Source organism: Hydrogenophaga crocea (genome assembly GCF_011388215.1).
GTDB classification, from domain to species: Bacteria; Pseudomonadota; Gammaproteobacteria; order Burkholderiales; family Burkholderiaceae_C; genus Hydrogenophaga; species Hydrogenophaga crocea.
This window is the reverse complement of the sequence record NZ_CP049989.1, coordinates 4,433,776-4,452,335: the sequence shown is the minus strand read 5'-3', so window position 1 is coordinate 4,452,335 and position 18,560 is coordinate 4,433,776. Positions and strand designations below refer to the sequence as shown.

18 protein-coding genes are annotated in these 18,560 nt (G+C 70.2%); all 18 read right to left on the bottom strand.

Going from position 1 to position 18,560, the window contains the following annotated elements:
* Positions 1–34 precede the first annotated feature (34 nt).
* The 18 genes from G9Q37_RS21245 to G9Q37_RS21160 all read right to left on the bottom strand — a co-directional run bounded on the left by G9Q37_RS21245 (position 35) and on the right by G9Q37_RS21160 (position 18,396).
* Positions 35–1,792, bottom strand: a complete 1,758-nt coding sequence (locus G9Q37_RS21245) for an ATP-dependent DNA ligase (protein ID WP_166230565.1) — start codon at positions 1,790–1,792, stop codon at positions 35–37.
* A gap of 82 nt (positions 1,793–1,874) precedes the next feature.
* Positions 1,875–2,876: a ligase-associated DNA damage response exonuclease gene (locus tag G9Q37_RS21240; RefSeq protein ID WP_205710686.1), complete on the bottom strand. Its 1,002-nt coding sequence runs from the start codon at positions 2,874–2,876 to the stop codon at positions 1,875–1,877.
* 8 nt (positions 2,877–2,884) lie between these two features.
* Entirely contained in the window at positions 2,885–4,159 is a 1,275-nt protein-coding gene (gene clsB, locus G9Q37_RS21235; RefSeq protein ID WP_240936450.1) for a cardiolipin synthase ClsB, read from the bottom strand.
* Positions 4,156–4,890: an endonuclease/exonuclease/phosphatase family protein gene (locus G9Q37_RS21230; RefSeq protein ID WP_166230563.1), complete on the bottom strand. Its 735-nt coding sequence runs from the start codon at positions 4,888–4,890 to the stop codon at positions 4,156–4,158. The genes clsB and G9Q37_RS21230 overlap by 4 nt, the downstream gene beginning before the upstream one ends.
* 49 nt (positions 4,891–4,939) lie before the next feature.
* Positions 4,940–5,401, bottom strand: coding sequence for a hypothetical protein (locus tag G9Q37_RS21225; protein ID WP_166230561.1), 462 nt, complete (start codon positions 5,399–5,401; stop codon positions 4,940–4,942).
* A 104-nt stretch (positions 5,402–5,505) separates the two neighbouring features.
* Positions 5,506–5,982 (bottom strand): dihydroneopterin triphosphate diphosphatase, encoded by a 477-nt coding sequence (nudB, locus tag G9Q37_RS21220; RefSeq protein ID WP_166230559.1) that lies wholly within the window; start codon positions 5,980–5,982, stop codon positions 5,506–5,508.
* A complete protein-coding gene (locus tag G9Q37_RS21215) occupies positions 5,975–6,277 on the bottom strand; it encodes a hypothetical protein (protein WP_166230557.1) in 303 nt (100 codons plus the stop codon). The genes nudB and G9Q37_RS21215 overlap by 8 nt, the downstream gene beginning before the upstream one ends.
* Positions 6,278–6,290: 13 nt before the next feature.
* A complete protein-coding gene (locus G9Q37_RS21210; RefSeq protein ID WP_166230555.1) occupies positions 6,291–6,665 on the bottom strand; it encodes a phage holin family protein in 375 nt (124 codons plus the stop codon).
* Between the two features lie 8 nt (positions 6,666–6,673).
* A complete protein-coding gene (locus tag G9Q37_RS21205) occupies positions 6,674–6,994 on the bottom strand; it encodes an ElaB/YgaM/YqjD family protein (RefSeq protein WP_166230553.1) in 321 nt (106 codons plus the stop codon).
* Between the two features lie 132 nt (positions 6,995–7,126).
* Complete coding sequence (gene aspS / locus G9Q37_RS21200) at positions 7,127–8,929, bottom strand: aspartate--tRNA ligase (protein WP_166230551.1); 1,803 nt, start codon at positions 8,927–8,929, stop codon at positions 7,127–7,129.
* 18 nt (positions 8,930–8,947) lie between these two features.
* Positions 8,948–9,622, bottom strand: a complete 675-nt coding sequence (locus G9Q37_RS21195; RefSeq protein WP_166230549.1) for a DUF502 domain-containing protein — start codon at positions 9,620–9,622, stop codon at positions 8,948–8,950.
* 9 nt (positions 9,623–9,631) lie between these two features.
* Positions 9,632–9,970, bottom strand: coding sequence for an FmdB family zinc ribbon protein (locus G9Q37_RS21190; RefSeq protein WP_166230547.1), 339 nt, complete (start codon positions 9,968–9,970; stop codon positions 9,632–9,634).
* A gap of 121 nt (positions 9,971–10,091) precedes the next feature.
* The gene (ubiB, locus tag G9Q37_RS21185) at positions 10,092–11,657 is read right to left on the bottom strand and encodes a ubiquinone biosynthesis regulatory protein kinase UbiB (RefSeq protein ID WP_166230545.1); all 1,566 of its coding nucleotides are present in this window, start codon (positions 11,655–11,657) and stop codon (positions 10,092–10,094) included.
* A complete protein-coding gene (locus G9Q37_RS21180) occupies positions 11,654–12,232 on the bottom strand; it encodes a hypothetical protein (RefSeq protein WP_166230543.1) in 579 nt (192 codons plus the stop codon). The genes ubiB and G9Q37_RS21180 overlap by 4 nt, the downstream gene beginning before the upstream one ends.
* 61 nt (positions 12,233–12,293) lie before the next feature.
* Entirely contained in the window at positions 12,294–13,301 is a 1,008-nt protein-coding gene (locus G9Q37_RS21175) for a Tim44 domain-containing protein (protein WP_166231561.1), read from the bottom strand.
* Between the two features lie 50 nt (positions 13,302–13,351).
* Positions 13,352–14,083, bottom strand: a complete 732-nt coding sequence (ubiE, locus tag G9Q37_RS21170) for a bifunctional demethylmenaquinone methyltransferase/2-methoxy-6-polyprenyl-1,4-benzoquinol methylase UbiE (RefSeq protein WP_166230541.1) — start codon at positions 14,081–14,083, stop codon at positions 13,352–13,354.
* Between the two features lie 9 nt (positions 14,084–14,092).
* Positions 14,093–14,509, bottom strand: a complete 417-nt coding sequence (locus G9Q37_RS21165) for a gamma-butyrobetaine hydroxylase family protein (protein ID WP_166230539.1) — start codon at positions 14,507–14,509, stop codon at positions 14,093–14,095.
* A gap of 17 nt (positions 14,510–14,526) precedes the next feature.
* On the bottom strand, positions 14,527–18,396 hold the full coding sequence (locus G9Q37_RS21160; RefSeq protein WP_166230537.1) for a DUF3683 domain-containing protein: 3,870 nt from the start codon (positions 18,394–18,396) through the stop codon (positions 14,527–14,529).
* Positions 18,397–18,560: the final 164 nt, after the last annotated feature.

The window sequence follows — 18,560 nt, the reverse complement described above, 5'->3', positions numbered from 1 at the left end:
CGATGCTATCACCCACCCCTTCAGGCCCGGGGTTTCAGGGGGCATTCGGGCCCGGCGCGAGCAGGGCCTCGAGGTCGGCCAGGGTGTTGGCCTCGTGCAGCGGCTTGTCTTCGCGCAGGCGCAGCATGCGCGGGAAGCGCAGCGCCACACCGCTCTTGTGGCGCGGGCTGCGCGCGATGCCTTCGAAGGCCAGCTCGAACACCAGGGTGGGCCGCACACTGCGCACCGGGCCGAATTTTTCGAGCGTGGTCTGGCGGATCACCGCGTCGACCGCGCGGAATTCGGCGTCGGTGAGGCCCGAGTAGGCCTTGGTAAAGGCCACCAGCTGCAGGCCCTCGGGGTCGGCCGGGCGGCGCTCGGCGATGGCCTGCACCACGGCCTGCGCTTCGGCCGCGTCGCGCGGCGGGCGGTTCCAGACCGCGAAGGTGTAGTCGGTGTAGACCGAGGCGCGGCGGCCGTGGCCGGCCTGGGCGTAGATCAGCACGCCGTCGATGGTGAGCGGGTCGATCTTCCACTTCCACCAGGCCAGCCGCTCGCCCTCGCCCGCGCGTTTGACGCGGCCCGTGCCGTAGGCGCTCTCGCGGTGCTTGAGCATCAGGCCCTCGACGCCGAGTTCGCGCGATCGCGCGCGCTGCGCGGCGAGCGTGGCCCAGTCACCGGCCTGAACCAGCGGCGACAGCGGCAGCGGCGGCACGCGCCCGGCCGCGAAGGCCTCGAGCGCGGCGCGGCGCGTGTGCTGGGGCAGCGCGCGCAGGTCGCGGCCCTGGTCTTCGAGCAGGTCGTAGGCGATGAAACCCACGGGCGCGGCCGCGAGCACCTTGGGGCCCAGGGTCTTGCGGCCGATGCGCTGCTGCAGCAGCGCGAAGGGTGCGGGCCGGCCCGCATGGTCAGCGCCCGCGAGCGGCTCGCCCTGCGCGTCCCAGGCCAGGATCTCGCCATCGACCACCGTGCCGTCGGGCCAGGCCGCGGCCAGCCGCACGAGCTCGGGGAAACGCTCGGTCATGAGCTCTTCGCCGCGCGACCAGACCCAGACCCGGCCTGCGCGCTTGACGATCTGGCCGCGGATGCCGTCGAACTTCCATTCGGCGAGCCAGTCGCGCGCCTCGCCCAGCGCGAGCGCCGGGTCGCCCGCGAGCGGGTGCGCGAGGAAGAAGGGGTGGGGCTCGCTGGGCTCGCGCGCTTCGGCCCGGTCGGCGTCGGCCGGCGCCACCAGGGCCTGCCAGGCGGCGGCCGTGGGCGCGCGCTTGCTGTCGGTGTAGCCCATCATGCGGGCCGCCACGAGCTTGGCGTCCAGCCCCGCGTGCTCGGCGATGGCGCGCTGCACCAGCAGCTTGCTCACGCCCACGCGGAAACCGCCACCGACCAGCTTGACCAGCAGGAAGCGGCCCATGGCGTCGAGCTCGCGCCACCAGGCCGTGAGCGCCTCGGCCACGCGGGCCTCGTCGGCGCCGCGCAGCGGCAGCAGGCGCTGCTGCATCCAGCCGTCCAGGCCCAGGTCGGGCGCGGGCGCGCTGGGCGCGGGCAGCACCAGCGAAATGGTTTCGGCGAGGTCGCCCACCGCCTGGTAGCTGGCCTCGAACAGCCATTCGGGCAGGCCCGAGGCCTGCAGCGCCACGGCCTTGAGCTGCGCGGTGCGGATCAGCTGGCGCGGCTTGCCGCCGGCCAGGAAGTACACGGCCCAGGCCGCGTCTTCGGCCGGCGCCTCGCGCAGGTAGCGCACCAGCGCGGCCACCTTGTCGTTGGTGGCGGTGCTGGCGTCGAGCTCGGCGAACAGGGCGGCAAAGCGCTTCATGGGCGATCCGGCGCCGAGCCGCCCCAAGCCGGATCAGCCCCCTCGGGGGGCAGCGACGACACGAAGTGCGGAGCGTGGGGGCTCATGCCTCGTCGCCGTACTCGGTCTCGAAGGACTCGGCCTGCAGGCCCTGCTCCTGCAGGTAACGCACCAGCACCGGCACGCTGCCGTGCGTGACGATCACGCGCTCGGCCCCGCTGGCGCCGATGGCCGAAAGCAGGCCGGGCCAGTCGGCGTGGTCGCTGAGCACGAAGCCGCGGTCCTGGCCGCCGCGGCGGCGCCAGCCGCGGATCTGCATCCAGCCGCTGGCGAAGGCGTCGCTGACGTCGCCGAAGCGGCGGATCCAGGGCGTGCCCACGGCGCTGCCCGGGCACAGCACCAGCGCGCGCTGCAACGTGGCCTTGTCGCTCACCTCGGTGACCAGCCGGGTCTCGGGCAACGGCACACCCGCTGCGCGGTACGCGCGGTTGAGCGGCTCGACCGCGCCGTGGCACACGATGGGGCCGATGGAGGCGTCGACGTTGGCCAGGATGCGCTGCGCCTTGCCCAGGCTGTAGCACTGCAGCACGCTCGCGCGGCCGGCCTCGGCGTTGCGCGCCCACCAGGTGTTGATCTCCGCGAACAGCTCGGCGTCGGGCCGCCAGCGGTAAATCGGCAGGCCGAAGGTGGATTCGGTGATGAAGGTGTGGCAGCGCACGGGCTCGAAGGGTGCGCAGGTGCGGTCGGGCACGGCGCCCGCGGGCGTGGTGCGGTAGTCGCCGCTGGCCACCCACACGCGGCCTTCGTGCTCCACACGCACCTGGGCCGAGCCGAGCACGTGGCCCGCGGGGTGCAGCGAGATGCGCACGCCGTTGTGCTCCAAGGTCTCGCCGTAGGCCAGGGTCTGCAGGGTGATGCCCTCGCCCAGGCGCGAGCGCAGCAGGCCTTCGCCGGGCGCGGCCGCGAGGTAGTGGCCGTGGCCGGGCCGCGCGTGGTCGGCGTGCGCGTGCGTGATCACCGCGCGGTCCACGCGGCGCCAGGGGTCGATGTGGAAATCGCCGGGCGGGCAGTACAGGCCCTCGGGGCGCTGGACGATCAGGTCCATGGCCGGCCTCAGTAGCGGTGCCCGGTGAGGAACAGCAGCGTGCGCATGATGCCGAAGGCCATGCGGTCGAGCAGCCGGTCGTGCCAGCGCCGCGCGTTGAGCGCGGCCGCGTCCACCGGCGTGCTGCGGTGGCACACGATGTCGTCGAGGCAGTCGTGCAGCAGCGCGCCGAAGCGGCGGTCGATGGTGACCACGTTGGCCTCGCGCGCGAGCAGCAGCGACAGCGGGTCGAGGTTGGTGGAGCCCACGGTGGCCCAGCGCTGGTCGATCACCGCGACCTTGGCGTGCAGCGCGCTCGGCGCGTACTCGCAGACCTCGATGCCCGCGTTGACCAGGCGCTTGAACACCGGCCGCGCCGCGCGGTACTGGAAGAAGTTCTCGTAGCGCCCCTGCAGCAGCAGCCGCACACGCACGCCGCGCTCGCGCGCCTTGAACAGGGCTTTGCGCAGCTTGCGGCCCGGGATGAAGTAGGCGTTGGCGATGATGATGTGCGCGCGCGCGTCGCCGATGGCCTTGAGGTAGGCGCGCTCGATGTCGTGGCGGTGCGAGACGTTGTCGCGCAGCAGCAGCGCGGCGCGCGCGTCGTCCACGCCCATGAGCGAGCTGCCGGCGTCCGTGTCTGCTTCGCCGGCGAGGCCGCGCGCGCGCGCTTCGAGCTTGCGCAGCAGCTTGGAGAAATCGCCCACGGGGCTGGAGCCGCGCAGCGCGCTCCAGGCCGCGGCGAAAGCGCGCTGGCGCACCTCGCGCGTGGCCTGCATGCGCCACCAGAGCTGCTCCATGGTGGCGACCATGTCGGCCACCAGGGGGCCGGCCACGCGCAGCGCGTAATCGAGGCGGGGCTCGTCGAGCCGGCCCAGGGCCACGTCGTCGCGGTCGTCGATGAGGTTGATGCCGCCGCAAAAGCCCACCGTGCCGTCGACCACGCAGAGCTTGCGGTGCAGGCGGCGCCAGCGGCTGGGCAGCAGCAGACCCAGGCGACCCAGTGGCGCGTAGATGCGCCATTGCACGCCGACGGCGTCGAAGCGGCGGGCCCACGCCTCAGGCACCGCGGGCGTGCCCACACCGTCGACCACCAGGCGCACCGCGACGCCCCGGCGGGCCGCGCGTTCGAGCGCCTCGGCGACCTGCAGGGCCGAGCCCGCGAACTCGAAGATGTAGGTTTCCAGGTGCACCACCTGGCGCGCCGTGTCCATGGCCTCGACCAGGGCCGGAAACAGCTCGTCGCCCCCGCGCAGCAGCAGCAGCTGATGGCCCTCCTGCAGGTTCGAATGCCCGTGTCTCACGCCGCGAGTTCCAGGTCCGCGATCAGGGGCAGGTGGTCGGACATGCGCCGCCAGGCCATGCCGTGCGGCACGTGCGCCGACACGGGGCGCAGGCCGCGCGCGAAGATGCGGTCGAGGTGCAGCAGCGGCAGGCGCGAGGGATAGGTGGGCAGCCGGATGCCCTCGAAGGTGTGCAGGTCCAGCGCGGCCATGGGCTTGAGCAGCTGCGCGCTCCAGTCGTTGAAATCGCCCGCCACCACCAGCGGGGCATCGGGCGGCACCTCGCGGGCGATGAACTGGCCCAGGCGCTGCACCTGCCGTTCGCGGCTCGCGTGGATCAGGCCCAGGTGCACCACCACCACGTGCACGCCCACGCCCTCGACCAGCAGCTGCGCGTGCAGCAGGCCGCGCTGCTCGAAGCGGTGGTCGGACACGTCGGCATGGCCCACGCTGATCACCGGCCAGCGCGAGAGCAGCGCGTTGCCGTGCTCGCCGTGCCGCGTGACCGCGTTGGTGCGGTAGACCGACTCGTAGCCCTCCGGGGACAGGTAGCCGGCCTGGTCGAGTTCGGGCCAGCGCGTGAAGTAGCGTTCGAACTTGCGGTGGTGGCTGCGCACCTCCTGCAGGCAGACGATGTCGGCGTCGAACTGCTCGACCGCGTGCGCGAGGTTGTGGATTTCGAGCCGGCGCGCCGGCCCCAGGCCCTGCACGCCCTTGTGGATGTTGTACGTGGCCACGCGCACGATGCTCATGCGCGGAATGATCGCACGCACCGCCCGCCCCTTGGGCGCCGGGGGGCGGTCAGTGCAGGGGCGGCTGCAGGCTGATGGTGACGTGGGTCAGGCGCAACTCGCCCCGGCCCTGGTCCAGGTAGGCAAAGGCCTCGCGGCCGACGAAGCCGGGCAGCGGGTGGTAGGCGAAGCCGCCGCCCTCGGTGAGCCGCACGCGCTCGCGCAGACCGCCCGTGGCCGCGGCCCAGCCGGGCGCACCCGCCGGTTCGATCAGCACCAGGGCATCGTCTTCGCCCTGCAGCCAGTCTTGTGCGGGGCGCTGGTGCACGCCCAGCGTCACGCGGCGGCAGGCGCCGTCGCCGAGCCGCCACTCGAAGACCGCGACCTGCAGCCCCAGGCGCAGCGGGTCGGGCCGGAAGCGCAGCACGTCGCCGCGCAGCAGGCGCATGCGCCCGGCCGATATCCAGGGCAGTGAGAGCAGGTGCGGGTCGTCGCGCGCGGCGGCCGAGGCGGATTCGGGCATCGTGAGCATGGCCGGTCTCCATCCGGTGAGGACGTGCCAGCGTGCGCGCGCGCTGCCCGGCAGGGTGTGCCCAGGGGCACAACGGCGCCGCTGTCCGGGTGGGTGGCACGGCCCTACTGCCTTCGAAGGCCGCCGAGCCGCGGCAACCAGCCGATGGCCTCGGCATTGGAGGACGAAAAACAGCGCTCCATGGCTTGCTGCCACGGCAGCCAGCACTGATCGCGGTGTTCACGCGGGCTCAGCCGCACGGGCCGCGGCGCCGGCACGCACAGGCCGAACAGGTGCTCGGTGTTGTGCGTCACGCCCGGTGCGTAGCGGTGGCGCCACTGCGGGTAGATCTCGTAGACGTTCTCCAGCCCCCAGTCGCTGAGCACATGGCCGGGCGCGCGCGCGTCGAGCCCGGTCTCCTCGGCCACCTCGCGCACGGCGGTGGCCTCGAAGGCCTCGTCGGGGTGGTCGCGCGAGCCGGTGACCGATTGCCAGAAGCCCGGCGCGTCGGCGCGTTCGATCAGCAGCACCTCGAGCGCCGGCGTGTGGATCACCACCAGCACCGACCAGGGCAGCTTGTGCGCGGGCGCGGGCTCAGGCACGGCGGCCCGCGGTGAGGCGCTGCCACAGGCGCCACACCGAAAGCAGGCGCAGCGGCACCGAGAGGAAGCGGCTGGGTTTGCGCGCCATCCACAGGCCCGAGGCCGCCGCCAGCGGCAGCACCACCTCGCGCGGCCAGCCGCGCAGCCACTGCCAGGCGGTCTGCACGCGGTCGGCCCAGGTCAGCACCGGTTCGAGCGAACGCGACTGCAGCGCGGCGCGCGCCCGCAGCGCGCGCGAACGCGCGCGCAGGGCCGTGCGGCGCTGCGCGAGCTGGCGGGCACGCAGGCCGGTCATGCGGGCGCCCCGTTCATGGTTCGAGCGATTCGCGGTCCTGGCGCAGCTCTTCGATGCTGGCCGAGAACAGGCGCGAGCCACGCCGGATGCGCTCGCGCGCCTGCGCCATCGCGACCAGGCCGGCGAGCAGGAACACCGCGGTGAACACCGACAGCGCCAGCAGCCGGTGCTCGTCCCACAGGGCCACGGTGATCAGGATGGCCAGGAAGCCCAGGCCCAGCGCCATGCACACCAGCGCGATCGCGCCGTACGCGACCAGGCTGGCCACGCGCAGCACCTCTTCCTGGGCCTCGACGCTGAACAACTCGAGGCGAACCTGCGCGAGTTCGACCAGGGTGGCGGCCAGGCCGCGCAGCGAGGCCGACAGGCGTTGGGCGGAGGGCTCCATGAACCGGGTCAGCGGCGGCCGATCAGCAGACCGATGAGCAGGCCCACGCCCGCCGCGGTGCCGATGGCCTGCCAGGGGTGGTCGTGCACGTATTCGTCGGTCACACGCGCGGCTTCCTTGGTCTTGGCGGCGATGGTGTCTTCGATGTCACCGAGCTTGTGCTTGGCGGCCATGAGGTTTTCGCGGATGCGCTCGCGCATCTCGACCACCTTGCCTTCGGTCTCGCTGGCCGTGGCCTGCAACAGCTCTTCGGCGTCGCTGATGACGCGTTGCAGGTCGCGCACGAGCTTCTTCTTGCTGGTGGTGGTATCGGTGAGGGCTTCGGCCATGGCGGACTCCTTTTCCAGTCGGTTGAAAACATTCGATCACGGGGACCGACGGTGCGACCACACAAGCATACGCAGGTTCCATGCAAAAAGGCGCCCGAAGGCGCCTTTTGAGGCATCGTCCTACAGGGCCCCTCAGGCCGGCTTGACCGCGTCGGGGTTGCGCAGGCGGATGTGCAGCTCGCGCAGCTGCTTCTCGTCGACCGGGCTCGGGGCCTGCGTGAGCAGGCACTGGGCGCGCTGGGTCTTGGGGAAGGCGATCACATCGCGGATGGACTCGGCACCCGTCATGAGCGTGACGATGCGGTCGAGGCCGAAGGCCAGGCCGCCGTGCGGCGGCGCGCCGTACTGCAGCGCGTCGAGCAGGAAGCCGAACTTCATGCGCTGCTCTTCCGGACCGATCTTGAGCGCGTCGAAGACCTTGGCCTGCACGTCGGCGCGGTGGATGCGCACCGAACCGCCGCCGATCTCCCAGCCGTTGAGCACCATGTCGTAGCCCTTGGCGATGCAGCGGCCCGGGTCGGTGACCATCAGGTCCTCGTGGCCGTCCTTGGGCGCGGTGAAGGGGTGGTGCACCGCGGTCCAGCGGTCGGCCTCGTCGTCGTACTCGAACATCGGGAAGTCGACCACCCACATCGGGGCCCAGCGGTCTTCGAACAGGCCGTTCTTCTTGCCCAGTTCGCTGTGGCCGATCTTGATGCGCAGGTTGCCGATGGCGTCGTTGACGACCTTGGCCTTGTCGGCGCCGAAGAACAGGATGTCGCCGTTCTGCGCGCCGCTGCGCTGCAGCACCGCGTCGAGCGCGGCATCGTGCAGGTTCTTCACGATCGGGCTCTGCAGGCCGTCGCGGCCCTTGGTGATGTCGTTGACCTTGATCCAGGCCAGGCCCTTGGCGCCGTAGATCTTGACGAACTCGGTGTAGGCATCGATCTCGCTGCGGCTCATCTCGGCGCCGCCGGGCACGCGCAGCGCCACCACGCGGCCGTTCTTCATCTGCGCGGGCGCGCTGAAGACCTTGAAGTCCACGTCGGCCATGACGTCGGTGAGCTCGGTGAACTCCATCTTCACGCGCAGGTCGGGCTTGTCCGAACCGTAGCGGTGCATGGCCTCGCTGTAGGCCATGACCGGGAACTCGCCGAGGTCAACGCCCAGCGTGTTCTGGAACACCGTCTTGATCATGCCCTGGAACATGTCGCGGATGTCCTGCTCGGTCAGGAACGAGGTCTCGATATCGATCTGCGTGAACTCCGGCTGGCGGTCGGCGCGCAGGTCTTCGTCGCGGAAGCACTTGGTGATCTGGTAGTAGCGGTCGAAGCCCGCCACCATGAGCAGCTGCTTGAACAGCTGGGGCGACTGCGGCAGCGCGAAGAACATGCCATCGTGCACGCGGCTGGGCACGAGGTAGTCGCGCGCGCCTTCGGGCGTGCTCTTGGTGAGCATGGGGGTTTCGATGTCGACGAAGCCGTTGGCGTCGAGGAACTTGCGCACCTCCATGGCCACGCGGTAGCGCAGCATGAGGTTGCGCTGCATGTAGGGGCGGCGCAGGTCGAGCACGCGGTGCGTGAGGCGCGTGGTCTCGGAGAGGTTGTCGTCGTCGAGCTGGAACGGCGGCGTGACCGAGGGGTTGAGCACCTTGAGCTCGTGGCACAGCACCTCTACCTTGCCGCTCTTGATGCCGTCGTTGGTCGTGCCCTCGGGGCGCGCGCGCACCACGCCCACCACCTGCACGCAGAACTCGTTGCGCACCTCTTCGGCGGTCTTGAACATCTCGGGGCGGTCGGGGTCGCAGACCACCTGCACCGTGCCTTCGCGGTCGCGCAGGTCGATGAAGATCACGCCACCGTGGTCACGGCGGCGGTTCACCCAGCCCGCCAGCGTGACGGTTTGGCCCAGCTGGGCCTCGGTCACCAGACCGCAGTATTGGGAGCGCATGGACATGATGGCTTCTTTCTGTTTTCAGGAGGGGTCCGCGGCAACCACCGCGGGCTTGATCTTCGGGTTCTTGGGCCCACCGGGCACGATCACGCCCATGGACACGATGTAGGTGAGCGCCTCGTCCACGCTCATGGAGAGCTCAACGCAGTCGCGCGCGCGCAGCAGCACGAAGTAGCCGCCCGTGGGGTTGGGCGTGGTGGGCACGTAGACACTGACGAAGTCGTCGGTGAGGGTGTCCTGGCCGGGCTTGGCCTGCAGCGTGTCGAGCACCTCGCCCTGAGGCGCGCCCGTGAGGAAGGCGATGGTCCACATGCCTTCGTGCGGCCACTGCACCAGCACCGCCTTGCGAAAGGCGTTGCCCTTCTCGGAGAACAGCGTGTCGGAGACCTGCTTGACGCCCGAATAGATGGAGCGGACCACCGGAATCCGGTGCAGCAGCGCATGCCACCAGCTGACGATGCGGTTGCCGATGATGTTGGACGCAAGCGCCCCGATGGACAGCAGGATGACCAGCGCGAACACCACGCCCAGGCCGGGGATGTGCACCCCCAGCAGGGCGTCGGGCCGCCAGGCGGGCGGCAGGATGTTGAGCGTCTGGTCGAGCGTGCCGACCACCCAGTCGATCACCCAGAGGGTGACGATGAGTGGCACCAGGACCAGCAGTCCCGAGAAGAGCCACTTGCGCAGGGCGGTCATGCGGGCCGATCAGGTGGACGAGGAGCCGGAGCCGCCGGCCGGCGCGGCGGCGGGGGCGCTCGCCGGGGCCGGCGCAGCCGCGGGCTTGCTCTCGCTCGACGGGGCGGCCGCAGCGTCGGCGCTCTTGGACTCGCCGGCCGAGCCGGCACCGCCGCCGCTGGTGTTGCCGCCGCGGAAATCGGTGACGTACCAGCCGGAACCCTTGAGCTGGAAACCCGCGGCCGTGACCTGCTTGCGGAAGGCGTCGGCACCGCAGGCCGGGCACTGGGTGAGGGGGGCGTCGGAGATCTTCTGCAGGACGTCCTTGGCATGGCCGCAGGACCCGCACTTGTAGGCGTAGATGGGCATGGCGTGAACGCAGTGAAAAAGGAGAAGCCGCCCCGGCGCGCAGGCCCGGGCGGACAAAGCCCGCGATTATAAATTCCGGGGGGGTTCCCCTGCCGGGCGCGCGCGGCTCACCCGGGCCGCCTCACCACAGGCGCACGCGCAGCAGCAGCTGCATGGCCAGCAGCCCGAGCAGGAAGCCCACGCCGCCGTAGACGATGGCCTGCAGCAGGCGGTTGGTGCGGCGCTGCTCGGCGATCAGGCCGTCGATCTCGCGCCGCAGGTCCTGCGGGCGATCGCGCAGGTAGTCGTGCAGCAGGCGCGGCAGCGCCGGCAGCAGCTTGGCGTACTGGGGCGCTTCGGCCTTGAGCTGGGCCAGCAGCTTCTGCGGCCCCATCTGCTCGAGCATCCAGCGCTCCAGGAAGGGCTTGGCGGTGGACCAGAGGTCGAGGTCGGGGTCGAGTTCGCGGCCCAGGCCCTCGATATTGAGCAGGGTTTTCTGCAGCAGCACGAGCTGGGGCTGGATCTCGACGTGGAAGCGGCGCGAGGTCTGGAACAGGCGCATGAGCACCATGCCCAGCGAGATCTCGCGCAGCGGCCGGTCGAAGTACGGTTCGCACACCGCGCGGATGGCCGACTCGAGCTCGTCGACCCGGGTGTCGGGCGGGACCCAGCCCGACTCGATGTGCAGCTCGGCCACGCGCTTGTAGTCGCGGCGGAAGAAGGCCGTGAAGTTCTGCGCCAGGTACTCCTTGTCGAAGGCAGTCAGCGTGCCCACGATGCCGAAGTCGAGGGAGATGTAGCGGCCGAAGGTGGCCGGCTCCACGCTCACCTGGATGTTGCCCGGGTGCATGTCGGCGTGGAAAAAGCCGTCGCGGAACACCTGGGTGAAGAAGATGGTGACGCCGTCGCGCGCGAGCTTGTGGATGTCCACGCCGCGGCGGCGCAGTTCGTCGACGCGGTTGATGGGCACGCCGTTCATGCGCTCCATCACCATCACCTCGGTACGGCACCAGTCCCAGTGCACCTCGGGGATGATGACCAGGTCGAGCCCGGCCATGTTGCGACGCAGCTGGGCGGCGTTGGAGGCCTCGCGCAGCAGGTCGAGCTCGTCGTGCAGGTACTTGTCGAACTCGGCCACCACCTCGCGCGGCTTGAGGCGGCGCCCGTCGGCCGAGAGCCGCTCGAGCCAGCCGGCCATCATGCGCATGAGCGACAGGTCCTTGTCGATCACGTGCAGCATGTGGGGCCGCAGCACCTTCACCGCGACCTCGCGGCCTGCGCTGCGGCCACTGCGCAAGGTGGCGAAATGCACCTGGGCGATCGAGGCGCTGGCCACGGGCACGCGCTCGAAGTGGCTGAAAACCTCGTCCAGCGGGCGGCCGTAGGCGCGCTCGATGGTGGCGATGGCGACCTCGGCCGGGAACGGTGGCACGCGGTCTTGCAGCAGCGCGAGTTCGTTGGCGATGTCGGGCGGCAGCAGGTCGCGCCGCGTGGACAGCACCTGGCCGAACTTCACGAAGATGGGCCCCAGGCTTTCGAGCGCCTGGCGCAGGCGCACGCCGCGCGGCTGCTCGAGCCGGCGGCCCAGCGTGAGCACGCGCGTGAGCCGGCGCAGCCAGGGGTGGTCGAAGCTCGAGAGCACGAGCTCGTCGAGCCCGTGCCGCAGCACCACCCAGGCGATGAAGGCGCCGCGCAGCAGCCGCCTCACCGGTCCACCTTGGCGCTGCGCGCGGGTGGGCGGGGCATGCGCTCGGCAAAGGCCTTGACGGCCTCGGCCGCGCGCCGTGCGAAGCCCACGAGCGCGTGGGCCGGGGCGTCGCCGACGATGCGCGAGAGGTCTTCCTCCACGTCCCAGCGCACGTTGTCGACCAGCCAGGCGATCTCGGCGGCCAGTTGCACGTCGCCCTGGATGTCGACACCGGGTTTGTCGCCCGCGAGCACGCGCTGCGCGATGTCGATCGGCGAGGTCTGGGTGAGCGTGACCCGGAGTTCGGGCGTGGCCGATGCCGGGTCACAGCGCTCGAGCAGGCCGGCGCGCGTGGGCGCGAGCATGAGGTGGAAGTCGCCCCAGTGCAGCTGGATTGCTTTGCCGGCCTGGCGCTTGAGGCGCTCGGTGGCCGCGGGCTCCTGCTGCAGCACGTGGTTGAGCAACAGCACGAGGCGGTTCTGCAACTCGTCCACGGCCCAGGCGGGTGGGCGCAGGGCGCCCAGCAGGTCCTGCAGCAGGTTCAGGGGCGGCGGCAGAGGCGTGCCGGAAACGGAATCGGGTGGTACATGTGCCATGACCACCCGATTCTGACGGATAAGGCCGGCCCGGCGGTGTGCCCCGGGCCGGGTGCAGGGCTTATTGCAGGGCCTGCACGCCCGCCACCAGCCAGCCGCCCGGACCGGCCTTGGGGCGGGTGATGTTCCAGACCTCGCGGAACGGGTTGGGGCCGGCCGAAGCGTCTTCGCGGATCAGGCCCGAGAACTCGACGCTGGCCATGTAGTCCACATCGGTCTCTTCGATGCCCAGGAGCTGTGCCTCGAGCATCACCACCTCGGTCTTGTTCGGCACACCGCGGGCGTCGCGCTCGCGCTCGGCGAGCTGGGCCTGGATCTGCTCGAGCATGTCGTCGGTCATCATGGCGCGCAGGCTGGGGATGTCGGCGCGGTCCCAGGCGTCCTGCAGGTTCACGAAGTTGGTCTTGGAGGCTTTGAGGAAGCCTTCGGTGTCGAAGCCGGCCGGGATGCCCCAGGTCTGGCGGCCCAGCAGGGCCGAGCCGATCATGGAGCCGCCGTGGCCGCCCTCGAGACTGGCGGGCGCGCTGCGCTCCCAGGGGCGGGCCGAGGCGTCGTTGCCCACGTTCTTGGGGCTGTAGCTGCGCGGCATGGTGGGCTCGAAATCGGCCGGCGCGCGCGGCGCGGCGTTGCCCGCGCCCTGGTAGGCCAGGCCGGTGTTCGCGGCGGCAGGCGCCTTGCGGCGCATCACGAAGCCGATCACCGCCATGACCACCACGGCCAGCAGCGCGAACAGCAGGAACTGCGCGAAGGCTTCACCGAAACCCAGCGCGGACGCGAGCCAGGCCAGGCCCAGGCCGGCGGCCAGGCCGCCGAGCATGGCGCCCCAGGGGCGCTTGGGTGCGGCGGCGGCGGGTGCCGTGGCCGGGCGCTGCGCGGCGCCGGCCTGCGGGGCCTGGGCGGGCGCGGCCTGCTGGGCCGGCGTCGTGGTCTGCGTCGGCGCGGTGTTGCGCTGCGTGACGTTGCTCGATTGCTTGCCGATGGACGAGCCCCCGCCCATGCGCTTGGCGAACGTATCGGTCGAGCCGACCGCGAGGGTCAGGGCCAGCAACACGGACCACAGCTTGTTCATCATCCTTGCCTCCTTATAGATATCGAACAATCCACCCAGCGATTCTGGGATCAACACTTGATGCCCACGTGCAAGGCGACCACCCCTCCCGTGAGGTTGTGCACGTCGACGTGGCCGAAGCCGGCCGACTTCATCATCTGCCGCAGGGTTTCCTGGTCCGGGTGCATGCGGATGGATTCCGCGAGATAGCGGTAGCTTTCTTCGTCCTTGGCGACCCACTTGCCCAGTTTCGGCAGCACCTGGAACGAATACCAGTCGTACGCCTTCTCCAGCGGTTTGGCCACCCGGGAAAACTCCAGCACCAGCAATTTGCCACCCGGCCGCAGCGTGCGATGCATTTCGGCCAGCGCAAGTTCCTTGTGCGTCATGTTGCGCAGGCCGAAAGCCACCGAGACGCGGTCGAAGCTCTCGTCGGCAAAGGGCAGTTTCTCGGCGTCGCACACCAGGGTGGGCAGCACCACGCCGGCGTCGAGCAGCCGGGTGCGGCCTTCGCGCAGCATGGCCTCGTTGATGTCGGTGTGGAACACGCGGCCGGTGGGGCCGACCTCGCGCGCGAAGGCCAGCGCCAGGTCGCCGGTGCCGCCGGCGATGTCGAGCACGTGCTGGCCCGGCTTCGCATCGGCCACGGTGATGGTGTAGCGCTTCCAGAGGCGGTGCAGGCCGGCCGACATCAGGTCGTTCATGACGTCGTAGCGCGAGGCGACCGAGTCGAACACGCCGCGCACGCGGCTGGCTTTCTCGCGCTCGTCGACGTTCTGGAAACCGAAATGGGTCTGGGCCATGGAGGGTCCTCAGTGGTGGTGGCCGCAGCCGGCACCGGCCTTCTCGGGCATGGGGTCGTCGCGGCCCACGCCGGCGGCCTGCAGCCGGGCTTCGTAGTCGGCCCAGAGCTGCTCCTGCTGGTCGCCCAGGAAGTACAGGTAGTCCCAAGAGAAGATGCCCGAGGAATGGCCGTCGTCGAAGGTGGGCTGCACCGCGTAGTTGCCCACGGGCTGCAGCTCGAGCAGTCCCACGTGGCGTTTGCCGGTCTGCAGCACCTCCTGGCCCGGGCCGTGGCCCTGCACCTCGGCCGAGGGCGAGTACACGCGCATCAGCTCGAACGGGATGCGAAAGCGCCTGCCGTCGGAGAAGCTCACCTCGAGCACGCGCGAGGCGCCGTGCACCGTGATGTCCTGGGGGGTGGGGGTGTTGCGGTCGAGGCCGGCCATGGTTTGTCTCCTTTGCTTCAGACGAGCACGCGCTCGATGCCGCCCTGGTTGGCCCGTTCCACGTACTCGGGCAGCCAGTTCTCGCCCAGGATGTGGCGCGCCATTTCGACCACGATGTAGTCGGCCTCGAGCAGGCCGTTCTGCATGTCGTCGCGGTAGCGGCTCAGGCCCTGCAGGCAGCTCGGGCAGCTGGTGAGGATCTTGACGTTGGCGTCGGCCGCCACGGCGCCGCCGTTGCGCAGCGCGGCCTCGCCCTTGCGCAGCTCTTCTTCCTTGCGGAATCGCACCTGGGTCGAGACATCGGGGCGCGTGACGCCCAGCGTGCCCGACTCGCCGCAGCAGCGCTCGCTCTTGAGCACCTGCTCGCCCACCAGCGCCTTCACCGTCTTCATGGGTTCCTGCAGCTTCATGGGGCTGTGGCAGGGGTCGTGGTACAGGTAGGCGCCCTTGCCTTCCAGCCGGATGCCTTTTTCGAGCAGGTACTCGTGGATGTCGACGATGCGGCAGCCCGGGAAGATCTTCTCGAATTCGTAGCCCTGGAGCTGGTCGTAGCAGGTGCCGCAGCTCACCACCACGGTCTTGATGTCGAGGTAGTTGAGCGTGTTGGCCACGCGGTGGAACAGCACCCGGTTGTCGGTGATGATCTTCTCGGCCTTGTCGAACTGGCCCGAGCCGCGCTGGGGGTAGCCGCAGCACAGGTAGCCGGGCGGCAGCACGGTCTGCACGCCGGCATGCCAGAGCATGGCCTGCGTGGCCAGGCCCACCTGCGAGAACAGGCGCTCCGAGCCGCAACCGGGGAAATAGAACACCGCCTCGGTCTCGGCTGTGGTGGCCTGCGGGTTGCGGATGATGGGGACGTAGTCCTTGTCCTCGATGTCGAGCAGCGCGCGCGCGGTCTTCTTGGGCAGGCCACCCGGCATCTTCTTGTTGATGAAGTGGATGACCTGTTCCTTGATGGGCGCGGGGCCCAGCGTGGCCGGCGGCGCGGCGGTCTGCTTGCGCGCCACGCGCTTGAGCAGGTCGTTGGCCAGGCGCTGCGCCTTGAAGCCCACGCCCACCATGGCCGAGCGCATGAGCTTGATGGTCTCGGGCTGGGTGGCGTTGAGGAAGAACATGGCCGCGGCGTTGCCGGGGCGGAAGCTCTTCTGGCCCATCTTGCGCAACAGGTTGCGCATGTTCATGGTGACGTCGCCGAAGTCGATCTTCACCGGGCAGGGCGTGAGGCACTTGTGGCAGACCGTGCAGTGGTCGGCCACGTCCTCGAACTCCTGCCAGTGCTGGATGCTCACGCCGCGGCGCGTCTGCTCTTCGTACAGGAAGGCCTCGACCAGCAGCGAGGTGGCCAGGATCTTGTTGCGCGGGCTGTAGAGCAGGTTGGCGCGCGGCACGTGGGTGGCGCACACGGGCTTGCACTTGCCGCAGCGCAGGCAGTCCTTGACCGAATCGGCGATGGCGCCGATGTCGCTCTGCTGCATGATGAGCGATTCGTGCCCCATGAGGCCGAAGCTGGGCGTGTAGGCGTGCGACAGGTCGGCGCTGCGCGCGCCGTCCAGGCTGCCGCGCAGCAGCTTGCCCTTGTTGAAGCGGCCCTCGGGGTCGACCTTGGCCTTGTAGGCGGCGAAGGGCGCGAGCTCGTCGTCGCTCAGGTACTGCAGCTTGGTGATGCCGATGCCGTGCTCGCCCGAGATCACGCCGTCGAGCCCACGCGCGAGCACCATGATGCGGTCGACCGCTTCGTGCGCGGTCTGCAGCATCTCGTAGTCGTCGCTGTTGACCGGGATGTTGGTGTGCACGTTGCCGTCGCCCGCGTGCATGTGCAGGGCCACCCAGACCCGGCCCTTGAGCACGCGCTGGTGGATGGCGTTGCACTCGGCCAGCAGCGGACCGAAGGCCGCGCCGCTGAAGATCTGCTGCAGCGGGGCGCGGATCTGGGCCTTCCAGCTCGCGCGCAGCCGGTGGTCCTGCAGCTCGGGGAACAGGCGGTCGACGTCGGTGAGCCAGCCCTGCCACTGCGCGCGGACCTCGCGCACCAGCGCCAGGGCCTGCTGCACGCGGTCTTCGAGCAGCTCGGCGGTGGGGATCTCGCTGGCGTCGTCGCCCTTGCCCAGCGGCAGGTTGCCGCGCAGGAAGAAGGCCTCGAGCTCGTTGGCCAGGCGGATCTTGTTGCGCAGCGAGAGCTCGATGTTGATGCGCTCGATGCCCTCGGTGTACTCGCCCATGCGCGGCAGCGGGATCACCACGTCTTCGTTGATCTTGAAGGCGTTGGTGTGCTTGCTGATGGCGGCGGTGCGTTTGCGGTCGAGCCAGAACTTCTTGCGCGCCTCGGGGCTGATGGCGATGAAGCCTTCGCCGCTGCGCGAGTTGGCGATGCGGATCACCTCGCTGGTGGCGCGCGCGACCGCGTCGGGGTCGTCGCCCACGATGTCGCCGATCAGCACCATCTTGGGCAGGCCGCCGTTGCCCTTCTTGCTCTTGGTCGCGTAGCCCACCGCCTTGAGGTAGCGGTCGTCGAGGTGTTCGAGGCCGGCCAGCAGCACGCCCGAGCGCTTCTGCTCGGCGAACATGAAGTCCTTGATCTCGACGATGCTGGGCACCGCGTCTTTCGGGTTGCCGAAGAACTCCAGGCACACGGTGCGGGTGTGCTCGGGCATGCGGTGCACGATCCAGCGCGCGCTGGTGATCAGGCCGTCGCAGCCCTCTTTCTGGATCCCTGGCAGGCCCGAGAGAAACTTGTCGGTGACGTCCTTGCCCAGGCCTTCCTTGCGGAACGTGCGGCCCGGGATGGCCAGGGTCTCGGTGCGGCGCAGGGTCTTGCCGTCGGGCGCGAAGTACCTGAGCTCGAAAGTCGCGACCTCGGCGTCGTGGATCTTGCCGCGGTTGTGGTCCAGGCGCGTCACCTCGAGCCACTCGGCCTGCGGCGTGACCATGCGCCAGCTCACCAGGTTGTCGAGCGCCGTGCCCCAGAGCACGGCCTTCTTGCCGCCGGCGTTCATGGCGATGTTGCCGCCGATGCACGAGGCCTCGGCGCTGGTGGGATCGACCGCGAACACATGGCCCGCGCGCTCGGCCGCGTCGGCCACGCGCTGGGTGACCACGCCGGCCTCGGTCCAGACCGTGGGCAGGGGCTCGTCGTGGCCGGGCACCTGGACCCACTCCACTTCGGTCATGGCCTCGAGCTTCTCGGTGTTGATCACCGCGCTCTTCCAGGTAAGCGGGATGGCGCCGCCGGTGTAGCCGGTGCCGCCGCCGCGCGGGATGATGGTCAGCCCGAGCTCGACGCAACCCTGCACCAGCCCGGCCATCTCGGCCTCGGTGTCGGGCGTGAGCACCACGAAGGGGTACTCGACGCGCCAGTCGGTGGCGTCGGTGACGTGCGAGACGCGCGACAGGCCGTCGAACTTGATGTTGTCGCGCGCGGTGAGCCGGCCCAGCAGCTTGTTGGCGCGCTGGCGCAGTGCGGCGACTTCGTCGAACTGGCGCGCGAAGGCCTCGACCGCGGCACGCGCCGCGACCAGCAGCTCGCCCACCAGGGCGTCGCGCGAGGGGTCGTCCTGCGGCGTGCGGCGCTTCTGCACCTCGCTCAGGCGGTGGTGGAGCGCGTCCACGAGCTGGCCGCGGCGCTTGCGGCTCGAGAGCAGGTCGTCCTGCAGGTAGGGGTTGCGCTGCACGACCCAGATGTCGCCCAGCACCTCGTAGAGCATGCGGGCCGAGCGGCCGGTGCGGCGCTCGCCGCGCAAGCCGTCGAGCAGCGACCAGGCGCGCTCGCCGAGCAGGCGGATCACGATTTCGCGATCCGAGAAGGACGTGTAGTTGTAGGGAATTTCGCGCAGGCGGGGCGCGTCGTCCGTGGCGGTGGCGAGCAGCGGGATCGGAGTCGGAGCGTTCATGGGGCGCTCGGCGCCGTCACAGGGCACCGAGGCGGGGATGGTATCGCAGCGCAACATCCCCTTTCCCGTCTGGTGGAAACCCCGGTTGTCACGGCGGGGCAACGCCTGTGCAATCGATCCGTCACAAAAGACCGATAGCCTGCGGCTTCCGCAGCACCCCTACC